The sequence below is a fragment of the Nonomuraea sp. NPDC050328 genome, assembly GCF_044459405.1.
Lineage (GTDB): Bacteria > Actinomycetota > Actinomycetes > Streptosporangiales > Streptosporangiaceae > Nonomuraea.
In genome coordinates this window covers 22834-39157 of the sequence record NZ_JBITIW010000004.1, presented here as the reverse complement: position 1 = coordinate 39157, position 16324 = coordinate 22834, and the positions used below count along the sequence as shown (strand labels likewise).

Here is a 16324-nt window from a genome sequence, read left to right as displayed (position 1 = left end):
GCTTCGGCGGGGGTGTAGCCGGTTCCGGCGAAGCGCCAGTGGGACAGGACGAGGGTGGTGGCGTCGTCGAGGGCGGGCAGGCCGCGCTCTTGGCGGGCTTGGGCGGCGCGGTGGAGGCGGCGGGCGTTGCGGAGCTGGGTCAGGGTGGTGGAGTAGGTGCGGCTCTTGCTGGAGAAGTGGCCACGGAAGCCGAGCATGTGAGCCCAGGGGCGCAGGCGGAGCGCTCGGTATTCGGGGCGTGCGCCGAGGTCCCAGCAGGTGCGGATCATGCGGCGGGCGTGGTCGGTGACGGGAAGCGTGTCGAGGTGGAGGCCGGGTTTGAGGCCGGTGCCGTGGCAGTGCGCGCATGGGCCGATTCGGGGGAGGCGTCCGTGTCCGGTGCAGGCCGGGCAGGACAGGCGGTGGTCGATGGTGCCGGCGGCTTCCGCGCCCTTGGTGGCGTACTTGGCGATATAGCCCGCCACTGCTTGGTCGCTGAGGCCGTCGGTGTGGATGGGGCGGATGTCGAGTTGGTCGCCCCAGGTCAGGTGCCATTGGCCGAGGTCGCTTGCTGGGGTGGTGAGGGTGGCCCGCTGTACGGCGGGTGGGATGGCGTGGGTGAGCAGGTCGTGGTCGGCCCAGGCGGGCGGAGGCGTGTGGGGTCCGTCCGGGCCGTCGAGGCGGATCACCGCGTGGAAGTGGACCAGGCCGCGTCGTTGGTACTCGGCCACCTTGGCGAACGAGAGCCGTAAGTGCTGGCTCATGACGCGGCGGCTCATGCCGGTGGTGTCGGCGAGGTGCTGTCGTAGAGCGAGGGTGAAGCGGTGCCAGAGCCCGCCTGCGTGGGCCTGCCACAGGACAGCGCCGGGGTAGTCGTAGCAGTCGGGGCATAGGGGTTGGCCGAGCCGCTCGTCGTGGGCGTGGTGGTAGGTGTGGCAGCCGATGGACCGGTCGTGCTCGCAGCGGGTGCCGAGCTTGCGGGGGCGGCAGGGCCGTCCGTCACGGTGGGAGTGGACCGGGCCGAAGGAGGGGGCGGTGAGGGTGACGAAGACGCGGGGGTGGGTGGCGACGGTGCCGGGGACGTCCTTGCCGCCGGTCAGTCCGGCGCGGATGAGGTGGAAGGTGTCGGCCTGGTAGAGCTGGGCGCAGGCGGGGCAGACGGCGGCGCGGCGGTTGCCGCAGGCGACGAGCAGGTGGCCGCCGGGCTCGTCGGTGGTCTGGTAGTCGTGCAGGACTTCGCCGGTGTTGGCATTGACGAGGGTGGAGCCACCGGTCAGGTGGATGGGGTGGGAGCAGCCGCCGGTGGCGGCGACCATCTGTCGCCAGCGGCCGTGTCGGGGGTCGTTGAGGAGGCGGGTGAGGTCGTGCATCCAGGCGGGATGCTGCGCGGGCGTCGTCATAAGCAGTCCTCCATTCGTCGTGAACGCTCCTGTGCTTCTGCTTGTACTACAAGTTGTGTCATGGTTTGAGAGTAGCTCAACCTGTAGTACAAGTGGAGTAGTCCAGTGGAGGAAAGATGGAAAACGACGAACTTCCCGACGGAGTGCTTGGACCATCTGAAGACTCGATCTGGCGTGTGATCGCCTCAGCGCTGCGCGCCGACATCCTCGAAGGCCATTACGCGCCCGGCAGTCCCTTGCCGAGTGAGACCCAGCTCGCCAGCCGTTACAGCGTCTCGCGACCCACCGTCCGCCAGGCCCTCAAGAACCTGGTCCTGGAGGGGCTGGTCACCATCGTGCGCGGGCGCGGCACATTTGTCCGCACCGTCCCCGATCGCTTTCTGATCTTGCTTGGTGCGGAGCCGCGACCCGACTTGGTCGATCTCGCGTTCAACCCGATCAATCAGTCGTGGGGATGGCTGCGCGTCCCGATCCCGGGCGAGCACGACGGCGAGGGAGGCGAGGTCTACGGCCTGAACCGCACCATCCCCGCCAACCGGGAGGTCGCCGCGATGCTCGGCACCCGGCTCGGGCACAAGATCAACCACCGTTTCAACGTGTGGATGCACGTGAAGAAGCGCTTCATCGAGGTCAACTCCTACACAAACACCGACGTCATCCCGCCGCCGACCAAGGACAAGCGCGGGCGCGTCCAGGCCCAGCTCGCCCCCTTCTACGAGCGTATTCAGGCCGACCGGGGGCCGATCGAGTGGTTCACCACCGTCACGGCTCGCATGCCGTACGAGACCGAACGGCTACGCCTGCACTTGGAGGTCGGAGCGCCCATTCTGCTGATTCGCCGCGTCATGTTCAGCAAGGACGGCCAGCCTTTGGAGGCCACCGAGATCAAGGCGGCGGCCGAGGAGTTCGAGACGGCATCCATCGTCGAATCCGCCAGCGACACCTCAGGCGTCGACGATGACGGAGAAGTTTCGCAGATGAGCCCGGATGGTCCTGTCGTGCTCATGCTCTAGCTGGTTCAAAGTTTCTCTACTGGTTCAAGGGCTCGCTTCGCTCGCCGCGCCGCCGCCCGCTCCGGGGCGGCTGCGCACCGGGCATGCGGCCTGGAGGCCGGTCCCGGCGCGCACCGCCCACGCTCCTGGCGGCGCGACAGTCACTAGCCATAAGGGAGTTCCAGGGCCGTTCCGCCGCCGGCCTCCACCGCTTCGCGGCCCCTGCGGGGTGCTTCGCATGGACGCCGGCCGCTGCACTACCGATTGCTTGAACGACTTCGGGCTGATGTCCGTACCCCCGCCCCCGATACCACATTGTTCGTGTCCCTCGGTCGGCGTCAACTCCGTCTGTGCGGCACCGCTACGACATCGGCGGTAGTGGAAGACGGAGTTGACACCTCGGTCGGGACACACAATCGGGCAGCTATCGGGGGCGGGGGAGATGTGGGCCGTGGGATGAACCGGCCCGCCCCACGATCACGCAGAAGCAAGCAACTCAGCGCAGGCCGGACATGCCCGCACGGCATCAGGCGAGAAGCGCAGCGACCAGCCGGAGAACGGCAAGGGACTGACGGGCTCACCACACAGGCCCGTCTTCTTGCCCCGAGGTACGGCATGCTGAACCCCACCCGAAACCCCCACAAGATGGTCGCCGCCGAGTGGCGAAGGCTGAGGCGGAACGGGGTCGATGAGGAGATCGTCCCAATGGACTGCCCAACGACGCACGCCACCGGGAAGGTCTGCCCCATCGTCCAACTCGACCAGCGCCAGGGTTCCCTGGAGCAGACATGCCACGATGGTCCCGTGCTGGCCGCGCAGGAAGTAGGCGGCTGCTCTGGTCTGGGCTGGGCTGTGTAGCAACTTCGCGATCTTGGCCGTGCATCCGACCGGTGCCTGCTTGGGGGTCACTGTCATTCCCGGCTGAGCGTGGTCGAGGAGAGCTCGACAATGGCGGGGGACAGTGGATGATCACTGAGCAGAGTTTGCCGCCGTCGTGCGATCCGGTGGGCCGCGCGTTCGATGTCCAAGGCGGCGTGCCAGGCGTATACCGGCCGGTGGCGGCGTTCGTCCCAGCCGCTGAGCCACCAGAACCGTTCGCCGTCGCACCACACGACGAGGCCGACCCAAACGGATACCAAGGCCAAGCCGTATCCGTCGTGGAGATCAGATGGAACGCCATGCTGCGCGGACAGCTCGCTCTGTAGCCGATGAGCCGAAAGCACGGCTAACCCTGCCTTGCCGTCGGAGGGCATGGCAGTACGCTGAATAAGCATCGTGGACGCCCCAAAGCTCTCGATGCGCTTCAGGACCCCCGACTGCGGGCGGTGTTCCAGCACCGGTCTCCCGTGGCGGGGGTCCTCTCTCACCCCCTCCTTTAGGGGGGCTAAAGTCGAGAGTAGGGCGAGTAGCTTGACCCCGCAATAGGGGGGCTAAAGTCACTGAGGGTTATCGAGGAGGATGGACCTCATGGACCTGAAGACGCTGAGGGAAGTTGCCGAGATCGTTGATCCCGTCGAGCGAGCCCGTGTGCTGAGCCGCCTCATGACCGAGGAGCAGGGGTTGGTGACCGAAGCGGCGAAGATGCGAAGGCAGGCTATTGCGGAGGCGCGCGAGTCCGGCTTGAGCCAGGAGGAAATCGCCTCCCGACTTGGCGTCTCGCCTGGCCGCATCTCTCAGATGCGAAAAGGACCGGCCGCGAGGGCACCAGAGGGACCGGCCCTGCCTGCTCCCAAGGTGCTCGTTCATCGCGCACTGCCGACCGAGCCGTCCGTTCGTGGCTCCCAGTCGTTGTTCCTAGCCGAGGCCGAGCGCCAGGGGCTCCGGGCTGATCGCCGTATGCTCTACGTCGGTCTGGAACCGGCCAGTGATCATGTCGCGGCCTGCCTGCGGGTCGAGCCCGGCAGTGAGATCGTCGCGCGTCGCAAGATGATGACGGCGAACGATATCCCCGTCCGGATCGCCACGAGCTACTTCCGCGCCGACCTGTTCGGCGACACCCGGTTGGCCGAACCAGAGTTCGTCCAGCCCTCACTCCAGTCTGCTCTGATCGCCCTCGGGTACTCGTTCGGGCATGCGGAGGAGAGCCTGACGGCTCGGCCGCCTACGGTCTTCGAGCGCGAGACCTTGGAGCTTGAGCCGGGGGATTGGGTCGTGCAGGTGCTCAGGGCGAGCTACTCCACCGAGGGCACGCCCATCCACGTCCTGGAAACGATCTGTGCTGGTAACCGGCACATCTTCTCCGTTGGCCAGGTGTCCGGGTACGACGAATTCTGAGTGACTAACTGAGTGACAATCGCTGCGGAACTCTCTGGACGTCTGTGGATCATCAAGGAATGTCTTTGCAGATGGGGGCAGATGTCGATCTAGCTCCCGGCCCCTCCTGATTTCCCTGATAAGGAAGAGGTCAGAGGTTCAAGTCCTCTTAGCCCCACCGAGATTTTCCAGCTCAGAGGCCAGTCCCGTGATGGCGGAACTGGCCTTTGGATTTTCGTGGGTAATCCCAGTTGATCAGTGGGTCTTACCATCGTCCGGGTCGAACGATTCGGGAACCTGTCGCTCGTCGTACCGGCCGCGGGCTTCCTCGATGTCGCCGTGATGCGCCTGGACCCAATCGATCAGCCCCCAGACCTGCTCCAGCAAGGTGCGGCCAAGCGGTGTCAGCTGGTAGTCGACCCGGGGTGGCACCACGGGATACACGCGCCTAGAGACGAGCCCATCGCGCTCCAACACGCGCAACGTGACGGTCAGCATGCGTTGGCTGATCCCTGGGACGGCGTGCTTGAGCGCGGTGAAGCGCCGCGCACCCTGCCCGAGCTCGTTGACGACCGACAGGGTCCACTTGTCGCCGACGCGGTTGAGGATGTCGCGGACCTGGCAGGTCATCTCGTCGCGTGCCTTCAATACGGCCGATGGCAGGGCTTTGGCGTGCACGGTTATCTCCGCATCACCGAGGCACTAAAAAGTGCCTACTTCCTGTAGGTATTTATGGTTATACAGACTGATCCCGTTGCCAATGACGGGAAGGGAGCAACATGCCGCCCGATGAAAAGTTCGCCACCGCCGCACCGGCTGCCCAGGTGGAGCGGGCCGCGGCCGCGCTGCGCGCCAACGGCTACCTGGTGCACGTCGTGGACACCGTGGCCGAGGCCCGCGCTCTGGTCACCGGTCTGGTTCCCCGCGACGAAAGCGTCTTCACCACCTCCAGCGAGACGCTCCGGCTGTCCGGCATCGCCGCCGATCTCGATGAGTCGGGAGAGTTCTTCTCCGTGCGGGCCAAAGCCGGTGAGCTCGGAGACGACCTGCTGGCCCGTGTCCGGCTGGGCGCCACGCCGGACGTCGTCGTCGGCAGCGTGCACGCCGTGACCGAGGAAGGCCACCTGGTCGTCGCCTCGGCGAGCGGCAGCCAGTTCGCTCCGTACGCTTCGGGGGCTGGAAAGGCCATCTGGGTGGTGGGCGCCCAGAAGGTGGTGCCGGACCTGGCGACGGCCCTGCAGCGGCTCCGCTCCTACAGCCTGCCGAGGGAGCACCAGCGGCTGCGGGAGTTCGGCTCCTCCTCCTTCATCGGCAAGATTCTCATCATGGAGCGCGAGGCCCTCCCGGACCGCGGCACCGTCGTCCTGGTTCATGAGGCGATCGGCTTCTGAAGGACAGCCGGGAGTTCTCAGCGAAAGAGCGTGCCGCCGGACGGGCTGGGGCGGTGGTGGGCTGGTGCTCATGGTGGCCGCTCGCGGCACCCAGAAGGACCAGCCGGGGTTGCTCGGTCCGCCTGGGACGCCGGGGTCAGACCAGTTCCAGGCGGGGGACAGCGGCGACCAGGGCCTGCGTGTAAGGGTGGGCGGGCCGAGTGAACACCTCCTCGACCTCGCCCTCCTCCACGATCCGGCCGTCCTTCATGACCAGCACCCGATCGGCGACATGGTGAACGACGCCCAGGTCGTGTGAGATGAACAGGATCGCCGTGCCGTACTCGGCCTGGAGGTCGGCGAGCAGGTCGAGCACCTGCGCCTGGATGGAGACGTCGAGTGCGGACACGGGCTCGTCGCAGACCAGCACGTCCGGGCGGGGGCCGAGGGCCCGGGCGATGGCGACCCGCTGGCGCTGGCCGCCGGACAGCTCGCGCGGGTGCCGATCGGCGATCTCGGCCGGCAGGCCGACACGTGCCAGCAGGTCGAGCACCCGGGCGCGCCGCTCAGGCCCGGGCAGCCGGAGAGGTTCGGCGACCAGGCGGCCGACGGTATGGCGGGGGTCGAAGGAGTCCAGCGGATTCTGGGAGATGAGCTGGACGCTTGTTCGCAGGGGACGGCGCTCGCGTTCGCGAAGCCGGCTCCACGGACCCTGTCCCAGGGTAACCTCGCCTCCGTCGGGTTCGAGCAGGGCGAGGGCGAGCCGGGCCAGCGTGGTCTTGCCGGAGCCCGACTCGCCGACGACGCCGAGGGTCTCGCCGTGGCGCAGGGTGAAGGAGACGTCGTCGACGACGCGGCGCTTGCCGTACGAGCGGGTGAGTCCCTTTCCGGCCAGGGCGACGGACGGATCGGGTGTGGGGCGGGCGCGTGGGGCGCCGGTGGTGAGGGAGCTGTTTCTGGACGCGGCCGAGGGGACGGCGCCCAGCAGCGCGCGGGTGTAGTCGTGCGCGGGCGCGGCCAGCACCCGCGCGGTGGGTCCCTCCTCCACGAACCGGCCGTCCTTCATGACCAGGATGCGGTCGGCGATGGAGGCGACCACGGCCAGGTCGTGGCTGATCAGCAACAGCGCGGTCCCGGCGGTCTTGCGCTCGGCGAGCAGGCGCAGGATCTGCGCCTGGATGGTGACGTCGAGCGCGGTGGTCGGCTCGTCGGCGACGAGGAGAGCGGGGTCGGCCGCGATCGCCGAGGCGATCAGCGCGCGCTGGCGCAGGCCGCCGGAGAGCTCGTGGGGCCGTTGCCGGGCGCGCCGGGCCGGTTCCGGCACGCCCACGGCTTCGAGCAGCTCCAGCACTCGGTCCGTACGGCGGGCGCGCGGGACCACGTCGTGGAGCGCCTCGGTGATCTCGGCGCCCACGGTCCGCAGCGGATCGAGCGATCCCAGCGCGTCCTGCAGCACGAGTCCTGCGAAGCGGCCGCGAACCCGTCGCCAGTCGCCGGGGGAGAAGCCCAGCGCGTCCCGCCCGGCGACCTGGAACGCCGAGGCCCGCACGCTCGCACCGGGTCCGGCCAGGCCGAGCAGGGTGCGCGCGGTGACGCTCTTGCCCGAGCCGGACTCGCCGACGATCGCCACACACTCGCCCGGCTCGATCGACAGCGAGACCCCGTGCACGACCTCGGTCCGGCCGAAGCTCACGCGCAGATCCTCCACAGCGACGATCACGGGGTTCTCCCTTCGAAACGGGCCTGCAGGCGGCGCCCGACCACGGTCAGGCAGACGACGGTGAGGGTGATCGCCAGGCCCGGGAAGAGCGCCTCCCACCAGGCGACCCGCAGGTAGTTGCGAGCCTCCGACAACATCGCGCCCCACTCCGCGGCCGGCGGTTGCGGCCCCATGCCGAGGAAGCTGAGACCGGACCCGGCGATCACGGCCTGGCCGAGCCCGATGGTGGCCAGCACCGGGATCGGGCCGAGCACGTTGGGCAGGACATGACCGGCGGTGATCGCCAGGCGGGAGTGGCCGAAGGTGACAGCGTGCTCGACATAGCCGGAGCGGCGTACGACGAAGGTCTGGGCGCGGATGACGCGGGCGTAGTTCGGGATCTGGGCGATGGCGATGGCGAGGATCGCGTTGCCGGTGCCGGGTCCGGTGATCGCCACCACCAAGAGGGCGAGCAGCAGCTCGGGCAGGGTGGACAGGACGTCGAACGAGCGGGCCAGCGCCTCGTCCAGCCACTTCGGTGCCAGCCCGGCGGCCAGGCCGAGCAGGACGCCGGCGGTGACGGCCAGGGCGGTGGCGGCGACGCCGATGCTGACGGAGTGACGCGCGCCGTACAGCACCCTGGCCAGCACGTCGCGGCCGAGATGATCGCTGCCGAGCCAGTGGTCGGCGCCGGGCGGGGTGAGCGCGGCCAGCGGGTCGGCGGCCAGGGGGTCGGTGCCGGTGAGGAGCCAGGGAGCGGCCACAGCGAGGGCGAGCAGAGCGAGGTAGGCCACCGGAAGGAGCCGGATGCGGCCGGGAGCGCCGCGGGTGAGCACGCTCATCAGCGGATCCGGGGGTCGATGACCCGATAGGCCAGGTCGAGCAGCGTGCTGAGGACGACGTACACCACGGCCGACAGCAGCACGACCGCCATGACGACGGGCATGTCCCGCCCGGTCACCGCCTGCATCGCGACCTGGCCGAGCCCGGGGCGGCCGAACAGCACCTCGGTGATCACCGCGCCGCCCAGGAGCGTCCCGGTGAACCAGCCGGCCAGCGTCACGGCGGGGATGAGCGCGTGCCGTACGGCGTGGCGGACGACCAGCGCGCGCTCGGTGAGCCCGCGAGCCCGGGCCGTCACCGCGAACGGCTGCTCCAGCGCCCGCTCGATCCCGCCGCGCAGCACCTGGCCGAGCACTCCGGCGATGGGCAGGCCCAGCGCGAGCGCGGGCAGGACCAGCGCGGACGATCCCTGAGCCCCGGAGACGGGGAACCAGCCGAACGTGAAGGAGAACACCGACAGCAACACGATCCCGATCAGGAACGGCGGGACCGACACCGAGACCAGCTCGGCGGCGGAGGCGGCGCCGCGCAGCCACCGCCCCCGGCCCGCCGTGGTGACCGCGATGATCGCCGACACCACCACCCCGGTCACCGCCGCGGCCAGGGTGAGCTCGGCGGTCGGCCAGAGCTGGGTGGACAGGATCTCGCCGACGTCGCGCTGCTGCTGGTAGGAGCGGCCGAGGTCGCCGTGGAGCAGCCGCCACAGGTAGGACAGGTACTGGACGATCTCCGGCCGGTCCAGCCCCCACTCGGCGATGATCCGCGCCCGGATCTCCGGAGTGTCGGGCCCCTCGCCGACGAGGATGTCGACGGTGTCGCCGGGAGCGAGCAGGAGCGCGACGTAGGAGGCGGTGGCGGCGGCCCAGAGCACGGCCAGCCCGGTGCCCAGGCGCTTGATCATGTGCCGAGGCGCACGTCGTAGGCGCCGGCAGGGGTGCCGGAGGCCGGGTCGAAGCCGAGGCCCTGGACGCTCTTGGACGCGGCGATCTGGTCGGCGGGGACGTAGAGCGGGAAGACGATGGCGTGTTCCCGCACCACCGCCTGCTGCACCTTGCCGTACAGCTCCTTGCGGTCGCCGGTGGAAGCGGCCGCGGCCAGCCATTCGTCCAGGTGCGGGTCGGCGAAGTGGGTGCGGTTGATCGCGGCCTTGCCCGGCAGGAGGAGGTTGAGAGCAGCCCCGGCGTCGGAGTCGCCGCGCGAGTTGCCGAACAGCTCGTACTCGCCCTCCTCCAGGGCCTTCTGCGCGGTGCCCTGGTCGACGATCTTGACCTGGAAGTCGATGCCGGCGTTCTGCTTGACCTGGGCTTGGATGGCCTGGGCGAGGATGTCGCGGCGGTCGCGGACGAACGGCGCGGAGGCGACCTCCCGCACAGTGAGCCGCTTGCCGTCCTTGACGCGGAAGCCCTCGGCGTCGCGCTCCTTCCAGCCGGCCGCGTCGAGCAGGGCGTTGGCCTTGGCCACGTCGCCACCGAAGGACTTCTCCAGCGTCGCGTCGTAAAAGGGGCTGCGCTTGCCGACGATGCTCCACGCCCTGGTCGCGGTGCCCTGGTAGACGGAGGCCAGCACCGCGTCGACGTCCACGGCCTCGCGGAAGGCCTCGCGGACCCGCTTGTCGTCGAAGGGGGCGTGAGAGGTGTTGAAGTAGTAGGAGTAGGCGGTGCCCGAATTCAAGGACGTCTGCAACGTCAGGTTCGGATCCTTCTTGATCAGGGCGACCTCGGTCGCAGGCACCCCCTCGATGACCTGCACCTGGCCGGAGGTGAGCGCGCCGACCCGGACCGCCGCCTCGGGCAGGAACCGGTAGGTGATCTCCGCCAGGTGGGCGGGACCCTGGTGCGCCGCCCGTGCGGGCGGCCAGTTGTAGGCGGGGTTGCGGCGGTAGCGGACCTCCTGCCCCTGGACGTACCGGTCGAGGATGAACGGCCCGGTGCCGACCAGGTCGGGGCCGCCGAACTTGAGGTCCTTGGCGCTCTTGAGCGACTTCGGTGAGACCTGCCCGGCGTACGGCGAGGCGAGGAAGTCCGGGAAGAGCGCGTCGGGCGTCTTCAGCGTCACCTTCACTCGGTACGGCGAGGCCACCTCGGCCTTGGCGAAGGACTTCAGCTGGATCGAGGCCACCGCCGGGTTGTAGCCGGGCACCAGGAACTGCTCGAAGTTGGCCTTGACCGCGGCGGCGTCGAACTTGGTGCCGTCGTGGAAGGTGACGTCCTCACGCAGGTCCAGGGTGTAGGTCAGCCCGTCGTCCGACACCTTCCACGCCTTGGCGAGCCACGGCTGGAAGGAACCGTCCTCGCCGCGCGAGAGGAGCGCGTCGAACTGGTTGAACACCAGCAGCCTGGCCTTGTTCTGCGCCCACAGCTGCGGGTTGAACGTAAGGGGTTGTGTCTCGACGGCCCAGGTCAGCGACGTGGAGGCGGTGCTTTGCGCGGGCTGCGTGCCGCAGGCGGCCAGGGTGAGCAGGAGGGAGGGGAGGAGAGCGGGGATGCGCTTCACTGGTGGTTCCAAGCTTCGGCGAGCAGCTCGTAGGAGCGCACGCGGTCGTCGTGTTCGTAGGTGATGGTGGTGACGAGCAGCTCGTCGGCGCCGGTGACCCGGCGCAGCACGCGCAGCCCGTCGGCGACCTGCCGCGGCGAGCCGACGAACCGGGTGTCGACCCGGTCCTGCACCAGCTCGCGCTCGGCGTCGCTCCAGACGTGGGCGTCGGCCTCGGCAGGAGAGGGGTACGGCATCGCGCCCGCGCCGGTCCTGATGCTGCGGACCCACAGGTCATAGCCCTTGGCCAGCTCGCGGGCGCGCACCTCGTCCTCGGCGACGACGGCGTCCGCCGAGACGATCACGTACGGCTCGGCCAGCTCGGTGGAGGGCTTGAACGCCTCCCGGTAGGCCTCGACCGCCTCCAGCACGCTGGACGGGCTGACGTGGTAGTTCGCCACGAAGGGCAGCCCGCGTTCCCCGGCGACCTGGGCGCTCTGCCCGCCGCTGCTGCCCAGGATCCACACCTGCACCGCGGCGCCCTCGCCGGGGACGGCGTGCGCGTCGTGCGTGCCGTGCAGGAAGGCGAGCACGTCGTCGATCTGGTCGGCGAAGTCCGGTGTCTGCGCGCCGGGCTGCTGGAGCAGGGTGGCGTAGTGGGCCAGGTGCGGGTGCTTGGCCAGCCGCGACCAGTCGAAGGGCGGCGGGATGAGCAGACCGTCGACGATCTCGGCGGGCTTGCTCTCGAAGCCGGCGGAGACGGCCAGTTCGGCGCGGCGCTGTCCCGAGCGGCCGATGCCCAGGTCGATGCGGCCCGGGTGGAGCGCGTCGATCAGCCCGAACTGCTCGACTACCGACAGGGGCGTCTGGTGCCCGAGTTGCACCGCCCCCGACCCGACGCGGATCGTCGAGGTGGCCGCCGCCACGAGGGCGATCAGCACGGCCGGGGCCGAGCTGGCCACGCCGGGCGCGAAATGGTGTTCGGCCAGCCAGTAGCGGCGGTAGCCGTACCCCTCGGCCTTTCGCGCCAGGTCAAGGGTGTTGCGGAGCGCCTCGGCGGCGGTGCCGCCTGAGACGATGGGGGCCAGGTCCAGGATGGACAGCGTCATGGGATCTCCTTGCGCAGCACGGGGGCGATGTCGGACTGGAACAGCTCCAGCGCGGCGCGATGCTGCCCGGGGGTCAGGCCGTCGGCGTCGACGGGCAGGTGCATGACCCGGTGGCCGAAGCGCTTGTGGTAGCGCAGGACCTTGTCGATGATCTGCTGCGGGCTGCCGATCAGGATCGAGCTGCGCTCGATGGCGTCCTCCAGGGACGGGAAGACGATCGGGATGCCGAGCCTGCGCTGGAAGGCCAGGCGGGCCTCGTAGATCGGCCGGTAGGTCTCGATGGCCTCCTGCGAGGTGCGGGCCGCGTAGAACCCGGCGCTGCCCGCTCCGACCAGCGCGTCCGCGGGATCGTGCCCGTAGTGCTCCCAGCGCTCCCGGTAGTAGTCGATCAGCTCGGCGTACGGGTCGATGGGATTGGTGACGTTCGCGGAGAAGAGCGGATCGCCGTAGTGGGCGGCCAGGTCCACCGACGCCTTGCTGGTGGCGCTGCCGTGCCAGACCCTGATCGGCTGCTGGAGGGGCCGAGGCCAGGTCTCCGCCTCGACGAGCGGCGGGCGGAAACGCCCGCTCCAGGTGACCTTCTCCTCCCGCCACAGCCGGCGGAACAACTCGTAGCTCTCGTGGTTGCGCTCCCACTGGTCCTCGGTCGTGACGTGGAAGAGCTCGGCCTGCGCGGCGCCGTTGCCCTTGCCGATGATCAGCTCCAGCCGCCCGTCCGACAGGTGGTCGAGGGTGGCGTAGTCCTCGTAGGCCCGCACCGGGTCCAGCAGGCTCAGCGTGGTGACTGCGGTGAACAGCCGGATCCTGGAGGTCTTCGCCGCGATGTGGCTGAGCACGACCGGGGGAGAGGAGGAGATGAAGGGCCGCTCGTGCCGTTCACCCACGCCGAACCCGTCGAAGCCGAGCTCCTCGGCCAGGACGGCGTTCTGGACGACCTCGCGGAATCGCTCGGTGGTCGACTTCTCCCCGTTGTGGACTATCAACGTGATGGCCAGAAATTTCATGACGCCTCCGCGTAGCGGCTGGCGGGGCGTGCCAAGCCGAGCAGCCCGCGCAGGGTGGTGGCCTCGTAGCCGCTCCTGAACGCCCCGCGCCGGCGCAACTCTGCGGTCAGCCCGCGCGTGATCTGTTCCAGGTCGTACGGCACGGCGCCCGGGCGCAGCCGGAACCCCTGGATCCCGGCCCGCCGCCACTCCAGCAGCACGTCGGCCAGCTCCACGGCGGTCCCGGTGAAGGTCGCCGCATCGGAGGAGAGCTCGTCGAGCTCGTCCAGGCGCCCCTTGCGACGGGCCGCGCCGTCGCCGAGGAAGACCAGGAGATCGGCGAAGATCTTCACCTCGCCGGACAGCCCCCTGACCTCCTCCACGATGGCGCCGGCCTCCTCGGCCGAGTGCGGGGTGACGTAGACGACGTCGGCGCTTGCCGCCGCGAACTCGTACGGCAGGCGCGCATGCGCCAGAGCCGTCACCACCGGCTGTCCCTGAGGAGGTCGCGGCGTGATCGACGGCCCCTTGACGGAGAAGAACCGCCCCGCGAAGTCGGCGTAGTGGAGCTTGTCCCGGTCGATGAACCGGCCGGTGGCCACGTCGCGGATCTCGGCGTCGTCCTCCCAGCTGTCCCAGAGCCGCCGCGCCACCTCCACCGAGTCGGCGGCCTCGGCGAACAGGTCGAGCACGTGCGGATCATCGCTCTTGACCGAATCGAGCGGCGGGAACTCCCGGCGGCCGACCAGCCGCGCCTCCGAGGCGCGGGCCGAGATCTGCACCCGCCACCCGGCCCGGCCGCCGCTGACGTGGTCGAGCGTGGCGATGCCGAGAGCCACGTGGAACGGCTCGGTGTGGGTCGTGGTGGCGGTCGGCACCAGGCCGATCCGGGTGGTCAGGGGGGCCAGCCGGGCGGCGAGAAGCACCGCGTCGAACCGGCCGCGCACCCGGTCGGTCCGCTCGTCCGGTCCGTCGGGCAGGGTGGACTGCAGCCCCAAGGAGTCCTCGATGGTGACGAAGTCGAGCAGTCCCCGCTCCGCCTCGGCGACCAGCCCGGCCCAGTAGCGGGCGGAGAAGAGATCCGCTGCGGACTCCCGCCAGGCGGCCGGATGCCAGCCCGCCCCATCCAGGGCCACGGCCAGGTGCAACGTCATGCGAGCTCCAGATGGTCACGAAGGGTGGAGCCGGTGTACTCGGTGCGGAAGACGCCGCGCTCCTGCAGCTCCGGCACCACCCGGTCGACGAACTCGTCTAGCCCGCCCGGTGTCAGGTGCGGCACGAGGATGAAGCCGTCGGCGGCGTTCGCCTGCACCTGCTCGTCGATCTGCCGGGCCACGCTCTGCGGGGTGCCGATGAAGGTCTGCCGCCCGGTCACCTCGATGACCAGCTCACGGATCGTCAGATCCTTCTCCTCGGCCAGCGCCCGCCACTTGGCGGCCACGGCGGCGCGGTCCTTGACCGGCACCCGACCCTGGGAGACGCCTTCTGCCAGGTCCGGCTCCACGTCCGGTAGCGGGCCGTCCGGGTCGTAGGCCGACATGTCACGACCCCAGATCTGCTCCAGGAAGGCGATCGCGGTCTGCGGGCCGACCTGCTGGCGGCGGATGGCCGCGGCGTTCTCGACCGCTTCGGCCTCGGTGTCGCCGAGCGCGAAGGTCACTCCGGGCATGATCTTGAGCTGGTGCGGCTTCCGGCCGTAGGCGGCCAGGCGGCCTTTGACGTCGGCGTAGAAGACTGGATCGACGTGCGGGGTGAAGATCACGTCGGCGTTGGCGGCGGCGAACTCGCGCCCCTCGTCGGAGTCGCCCGCCTGGATGATCACGGGATGTCCCTGGGGGCTGCGGGGCAGGGTGAAGCGGCCCTCCACGGAGAAGTGCGTGCCCCGGTGCTCGACCGTCCCGATGCCGTCGTCGCGCAGGAACCGTCCCGTTGAGGGATCGGCCACGATGGCGTCGGGCCGCCAGGAGTCCCACAGCTCTCGCGCGAGCCGTACGAACTCCTCGGCCCGCTCGTAGCGGTGCGCCTTGTCGAGGTAGCCGCCGCGGCGGAAGTTCTCGCCGGTGAAGGCGTCGGAGGTGGTCACCACGTTCCAGGCGGCCCGGCCCCCGCTCAGATGGTCGAGCGTGGACAGCCGCCTGGCCAGCTCGTAGGGCTCGTTGAAGGTGGCGTTGACGGTCCCGGCCAGGCCCAGCCATTCCGTCACCGCGGCCAGCGCGCTGAGCACGGTGAGCGACTCCGGCCGTCCCACCACGTCCAGATCGTGGATGCGGCCCTTGAGCTCGCGCAACCGCAAGCCCTCGGCGAGGAAGAAGAAGTCGAACTTGCCGCGCTCGGCCGTCCTGGCCAGATGGACGAAGGAGGCGAAGTCGATCTGGCTGCCCGAGCGCGGGTCGGTCCAGACCGTGGTGTTGTTGACGCCGGGGAAATGAGCCGCCAGGTGGACCTGCCTGCGGGTCATCGATCCCGCCAGGCTTCGGTGGTGTCCCTGAAGGCGGGCAGCTCGTGGAGCGTGTGGGCGTAGGTCCACAGGTGCCGGTGGCTGGCCAGGTCGTGCTCGGGACCGAGTCTGACCAGCGTCACCCACAGGCGCACGTCCGGCTCGGTGATCGTCTCGCCGAGCAGGAACCGCTGCCCGGACAGCCGCTCGTCCAGCCGCTCCAGCGCGCCGGGGGAGACACCCCTGTTGACGTTCTGGTAGATCCAGGCGTTGAGCTCGTCGATCTCCGGGCGCAGGGCGACCGGGTAGAGGTCGACGGAGGCGTCGGCCCACTGCTCGAACGCGGTGGCCAGGTCGAGGGTGATGTCCGGAAAGTCGTTGCTGACGATCACGCCGTTCTTGCCGTCCCAGAGCACGGGGACCGAGATGTGCCCGCCGTACCCCTTCTCGGTGGCCTCGTAGGCCTGTTCCAGCAGGGTGAAGCCGTTGATCGGGTCGTGTCCACGACGTTCCCTGAACGCCCAGCCCCGGCCGTCGCGCTCGTCGTCGACATAGGACAGGGAGACGACCTCCTCCAGACCCTTGAGCTTGCGGACGATCGCGGCGCGATGGGCGTAGGGGCAGACCCAGGCGACGTACAGGTGGTAGCGGCCGGGCTCGGCGGGGAAGGCTTCGGTGCCGATGCGGCCCTTGAAGGGGTAGATCGGCTCTCCCCGGGTGTAGGGACCGTAGGTGGCGAGGTCGACGGGGCCGGCGTAGGCGTGCGTGGAGACGGACACGTGTCCTC

14 protein-coding genes, 1 tRNA gene and 1 pseudogene are annotated in these 16324 nt (G+C 69.6%); 4 read left to right on the top strand and 12 right to left on the bottom strand.

The window, feature by feature from the left end; translation table 11 throughout:
- Window positions 1-38 precede the first annotated feature (38 nt).
- Window positions 39-1295, bottom strand: a pseudogene (locus tag ACIBG7_RS16310) (replication initiator); the annotation flags it as partial.
- 200 nt (window positions 1296-1495) lie between these two features.
- Here ACIBG7_RS16310 and ACIBG7_RS16305 point away from each other — a divergent pair.
- Window positions 1496-2392 carry a GntR family transcriptional regulator gene (locus ACIBG7_RS16305; protein WP_397336735.1) on the top strand — a complete coding sequence of 299 codons (897 nt, stop codon included), beginning with the start codon at window positions 1496-1498 and terminating at the stop codon, window positions 2390-2392.
- Between the two features lie 890 nt (window positions 2393-3282).
- On the opposite strand, the gene ACIBG7_RS16300 is transcribed toward ACIBG7_RS16305, so the two are convergent.
- Window positions 3283-3708 (bottom strand): hypothetical protein, encoded by a 426-nt coding sequence (locus ACIBG7_RS16300; RefSeq protein WP_397336734.1) that lies wholly within the window; start codon window positions 3706-3708, stop codon window positions 3283-3285.
- 130 nt (window positions 3709-3838) lie between these two features.
- Between ACIBG7_RS16300 and ACIBG7_RS16295 the strand changes: the two genes are divergently transcribed.
- Both ACIBG7_RS16295 and ACIBG7_RS16290 read left to right on the top strand, forming a co-directional pair.
- On the top strand, window positions 3839-4645 hold the full coding sequence (locus tag ACIBG7_RS16295; protein ID WP_397336733.1) for a UTRA domain-containing protein: 807 nt from the start codon (window positions 3839-3841) through the stop codon (window positions 4643-4645).
- A 74-nt stretch (window positions 4646-4719) separates the two neighbouring features.
- A tRNA-Leu gene (locus ACIBG7_RS16290) sits at window positions 4720-4802 on the top strand.
- A gap of 77 nt (window positions 4803-4879) precedes the next feature.
- Here ACIBG7_RS16290 and ACIBG7_RS16285 read toward each other — a convergent pair.
- On the bottom strand, window positions 4880-5302 hold the full coding sequence (locus ACIBG7_RS16285) for a helix-turn-helix domain-containing protein (protein ID WP_357918535.1): 423 nt from the start codon (window positions 5300-5302) through the stop codon (window positions 4880-4882).
- Between the two features lie 101 nt (window positions 5303-5403).
- Here ACIBG7_RS16285 and ACIBG7_RS16280 point away from each other — a divergent pair, with 101 nt between their 5' ends.
- Complete coding sequence (locus ACIBG7_RS16280; RefSeq protein WP_397336732.1) at window positions 5404-6015, top strand: LUD domain-containing protein; 612 nt, start codon at window positions 5404-5406, stop codon at window positions 6013-6015.
- Window positions 6016-6151: 136 nt separating this feature from the next.
- Here ACIBG7_RS16280 and ACIBG7_RS16275 read toward each other — a convergent pair whose 3' ends face one another.
- Genes ACIBG7_RS16275 through ACIBG7_RS16235 form a run of 9 tightly spaced genes read right to left on the bottom strand, consistent with a single transcriptional unit; the run spans window position 6152 to window position 16316 of the window.
- Entirely contained in the window at window positions 6152-7714 is a 1563-nt protein-coding gene (locus tag ACIBG7_RS16275; protein ID WP_397336731.1) for a dipeptide ABC transporter ATP-binding protein, read from the bottom strand.
- On the bottom strand, window positions 7711-8535 hold the full coding sequence (locus tag ACIBG7_RS16270) for an ABC transporter permease (protein ID WP_397336730.1): 825 nt from the start codon (window positions 8533-8535) through the stop codon (window positions 7711-7713). The genes ACIBG7_RS16275 and ACIBG7_RS16270 overlap by 4 nt, the downstream gene beginning before the upstream one ends.
- On the bottom strand, window positions 8535-9437 hold the full coding sequence (locus tag ACIBG7_RS16265) for an ABC transporter permease (protein ID WP_397336729.1): 903 nt from the start codon (window positions 9435-9437) through the stop codon (window positions 8535-8537). The genes ACIBG7_RS16270 and ACIBG7_RS16265 overlap by 1 nt, the downstream gene beginning before the upstream one ends.
- Window positions 9434-11029: an ABC transporter substrate-binding protein gene (locus ACIBG7_RS16260; RefSeq protein ID WP_397336728.1), complete on the bottom strand. Its 1596-nt coding sequence runs from the start codon at window positions 11027-11029 to the stop codon at window positions 9434-9436. Before ACIBG7_RS16260 ends, ACIBG7_RS16265 begins: the two co-directional genes overlap by 4 nt.
- On the bottom strand, window positions 11026-12117 hold the full coding sequence (locus ACIBG7_RS16255; RefSeq protein ID WP_397336727.1) for an LLM class flavin-dependent oxidoreductase: 1092 nt from the start codon (window positions 12115-12117) through the stop codon (window positions 11026-11028). Before ACIBG7_RS16255 ends, ACIBG7_RS16260 begins: the two co-directional genes overlap by 4 nt.
- On the bottom strand, window positions 12114-13121 hold the full coding sequence (locus ACIBG7_RS16250) for an LLM class flavin-dependent oxidoreductase (protein WP_357918554.1): 1008 nt from the start codon (window positions 13119-13121) through the stop codon (window positions 12114-12116). Before ACIBG7_RS16250 ends, ACIBG7_RS16255 begins: the two co-directional genes overlap by 4 nt.
- Window positions 13118-14254 (bottom strand): LLM class flavin-dependent oxidoreductase, encoded by a 1137-nt coding sequence (locus ACIBG7_RS16245; RefSeq protein ID WP_397336726.1) that lies wholly within the window; start codon window positions 14252-14254, stop codon window positions 13118-13120. Before ACIBG7_RS16245 ends, ACIBG7_RS16250 begins: the two co-directional genes overlap by 4 nt.
- Window positions 14251-15558 carry an NtaA/DmoA family FMN-dependent monooxygenase gene (locus tag ACIBG7_RS16240; RefSeq protein WP_397336725.1) on the bottom strand — a complete coding sequence of 436 codons (1308 nt, stop codon included), beginning with the start codon at window positions 15556-15558 and terminating at the stop codon, window positions 14251-14253. Before ACIBG7_RS16240 ends, ACIBG7_RS16245 begins: the two co-directional genes overlap by 4 nt.
- A complete protein-coding gene (locus ACIBG7_RS16235) occupies window positions 15555-16316 on the bottom strand; it encodes a glutathione S-transferase C-terminal domain-containing protein (RefSeq protein WP_397336724.1) in 762 nt (253 codons plus the stop codon). Before ACIBG7_RS16235 ends, ACIBG7_RS16240 begins: the two co-directional genes overlap by 4 nt.
- Between the last annotated feature and the right edge of the window lie 8 nt (window positions 16317-16324).

What these genes read in the sequence shown, in the direction of transcription:
- ACIBG7_RS16305 (WP_397336735.1), top strand. Translation starts at nt 1,496, where the DNA reads ATGGAAAACGACGAACTTCCCGACGGAGTGCTTGGACCATCTGAAGAC.
- ACIBG7_RS16295 (WP_397336733.1), top strand. Translation starts at nt 3,839, where the DNA reads ATGGACCTGAAGACGCTGAGGGAAGTTGCCGAGATCGTTGATCCCGTC.
- ACIBG7_RS16280 (WP_397336732.1), top strand. Translation starts at nt 5,404, where the DNA reads ATGCCGCCCGATGAAAAGTTCGCCACCGCCGCACCGGCTGCCCAGGTG.
- ACIBG7_RS16270 (WP_397336730.1), bottom strand. Translation starts at nt 8,535, where the DNA reads ATGAGCGTGCTCACCCGCGGCGCTCCCGGCCGCATCCGGCTCCTTCCG.
- ACIBG7_RS16265 (WP_397336729.1), bottom strand. Translation starts at nt 9,437, where the DNA reads ATGATCAAGCGCCTGGGCACCGGGCTGGCCGTGCTCTGGGCCGCCGCC.
- ACIBG7_RS16255 (WP_397336727.1), bottom strand. Translation starts at nt 12,117, where the DNA reads ATGACGCTGTCCATCCTGGACCTGGCCCCCATCGTCTCAGGCGGCACC.
- ACIBG7_RS16250 (WP_357918554.1), bottom strand. Translation starts at nt 13,121, where the DNA reads ATGAAATTTCTGGCCATCACGTTGATAGTCCACAACGGGGAGAAGTCG.
- ACIBG7_RS16245 (WP_397336726.1), bottom strand. Translation starts at nt 14,254, where the DNA reads ATGACGTTGCACCTGGCCGTGGCCCTGGATGGGGCGGGCTGGCATCCG.
- ACIBG7_RS16240 (WP_397336725.1), bottom strand. Translation starts at nt 15,558, where the DNA reads ATGACCCGCAGGCAGGTCCACCTGGCGGCTCATTTCCCCGGCGTCAAC.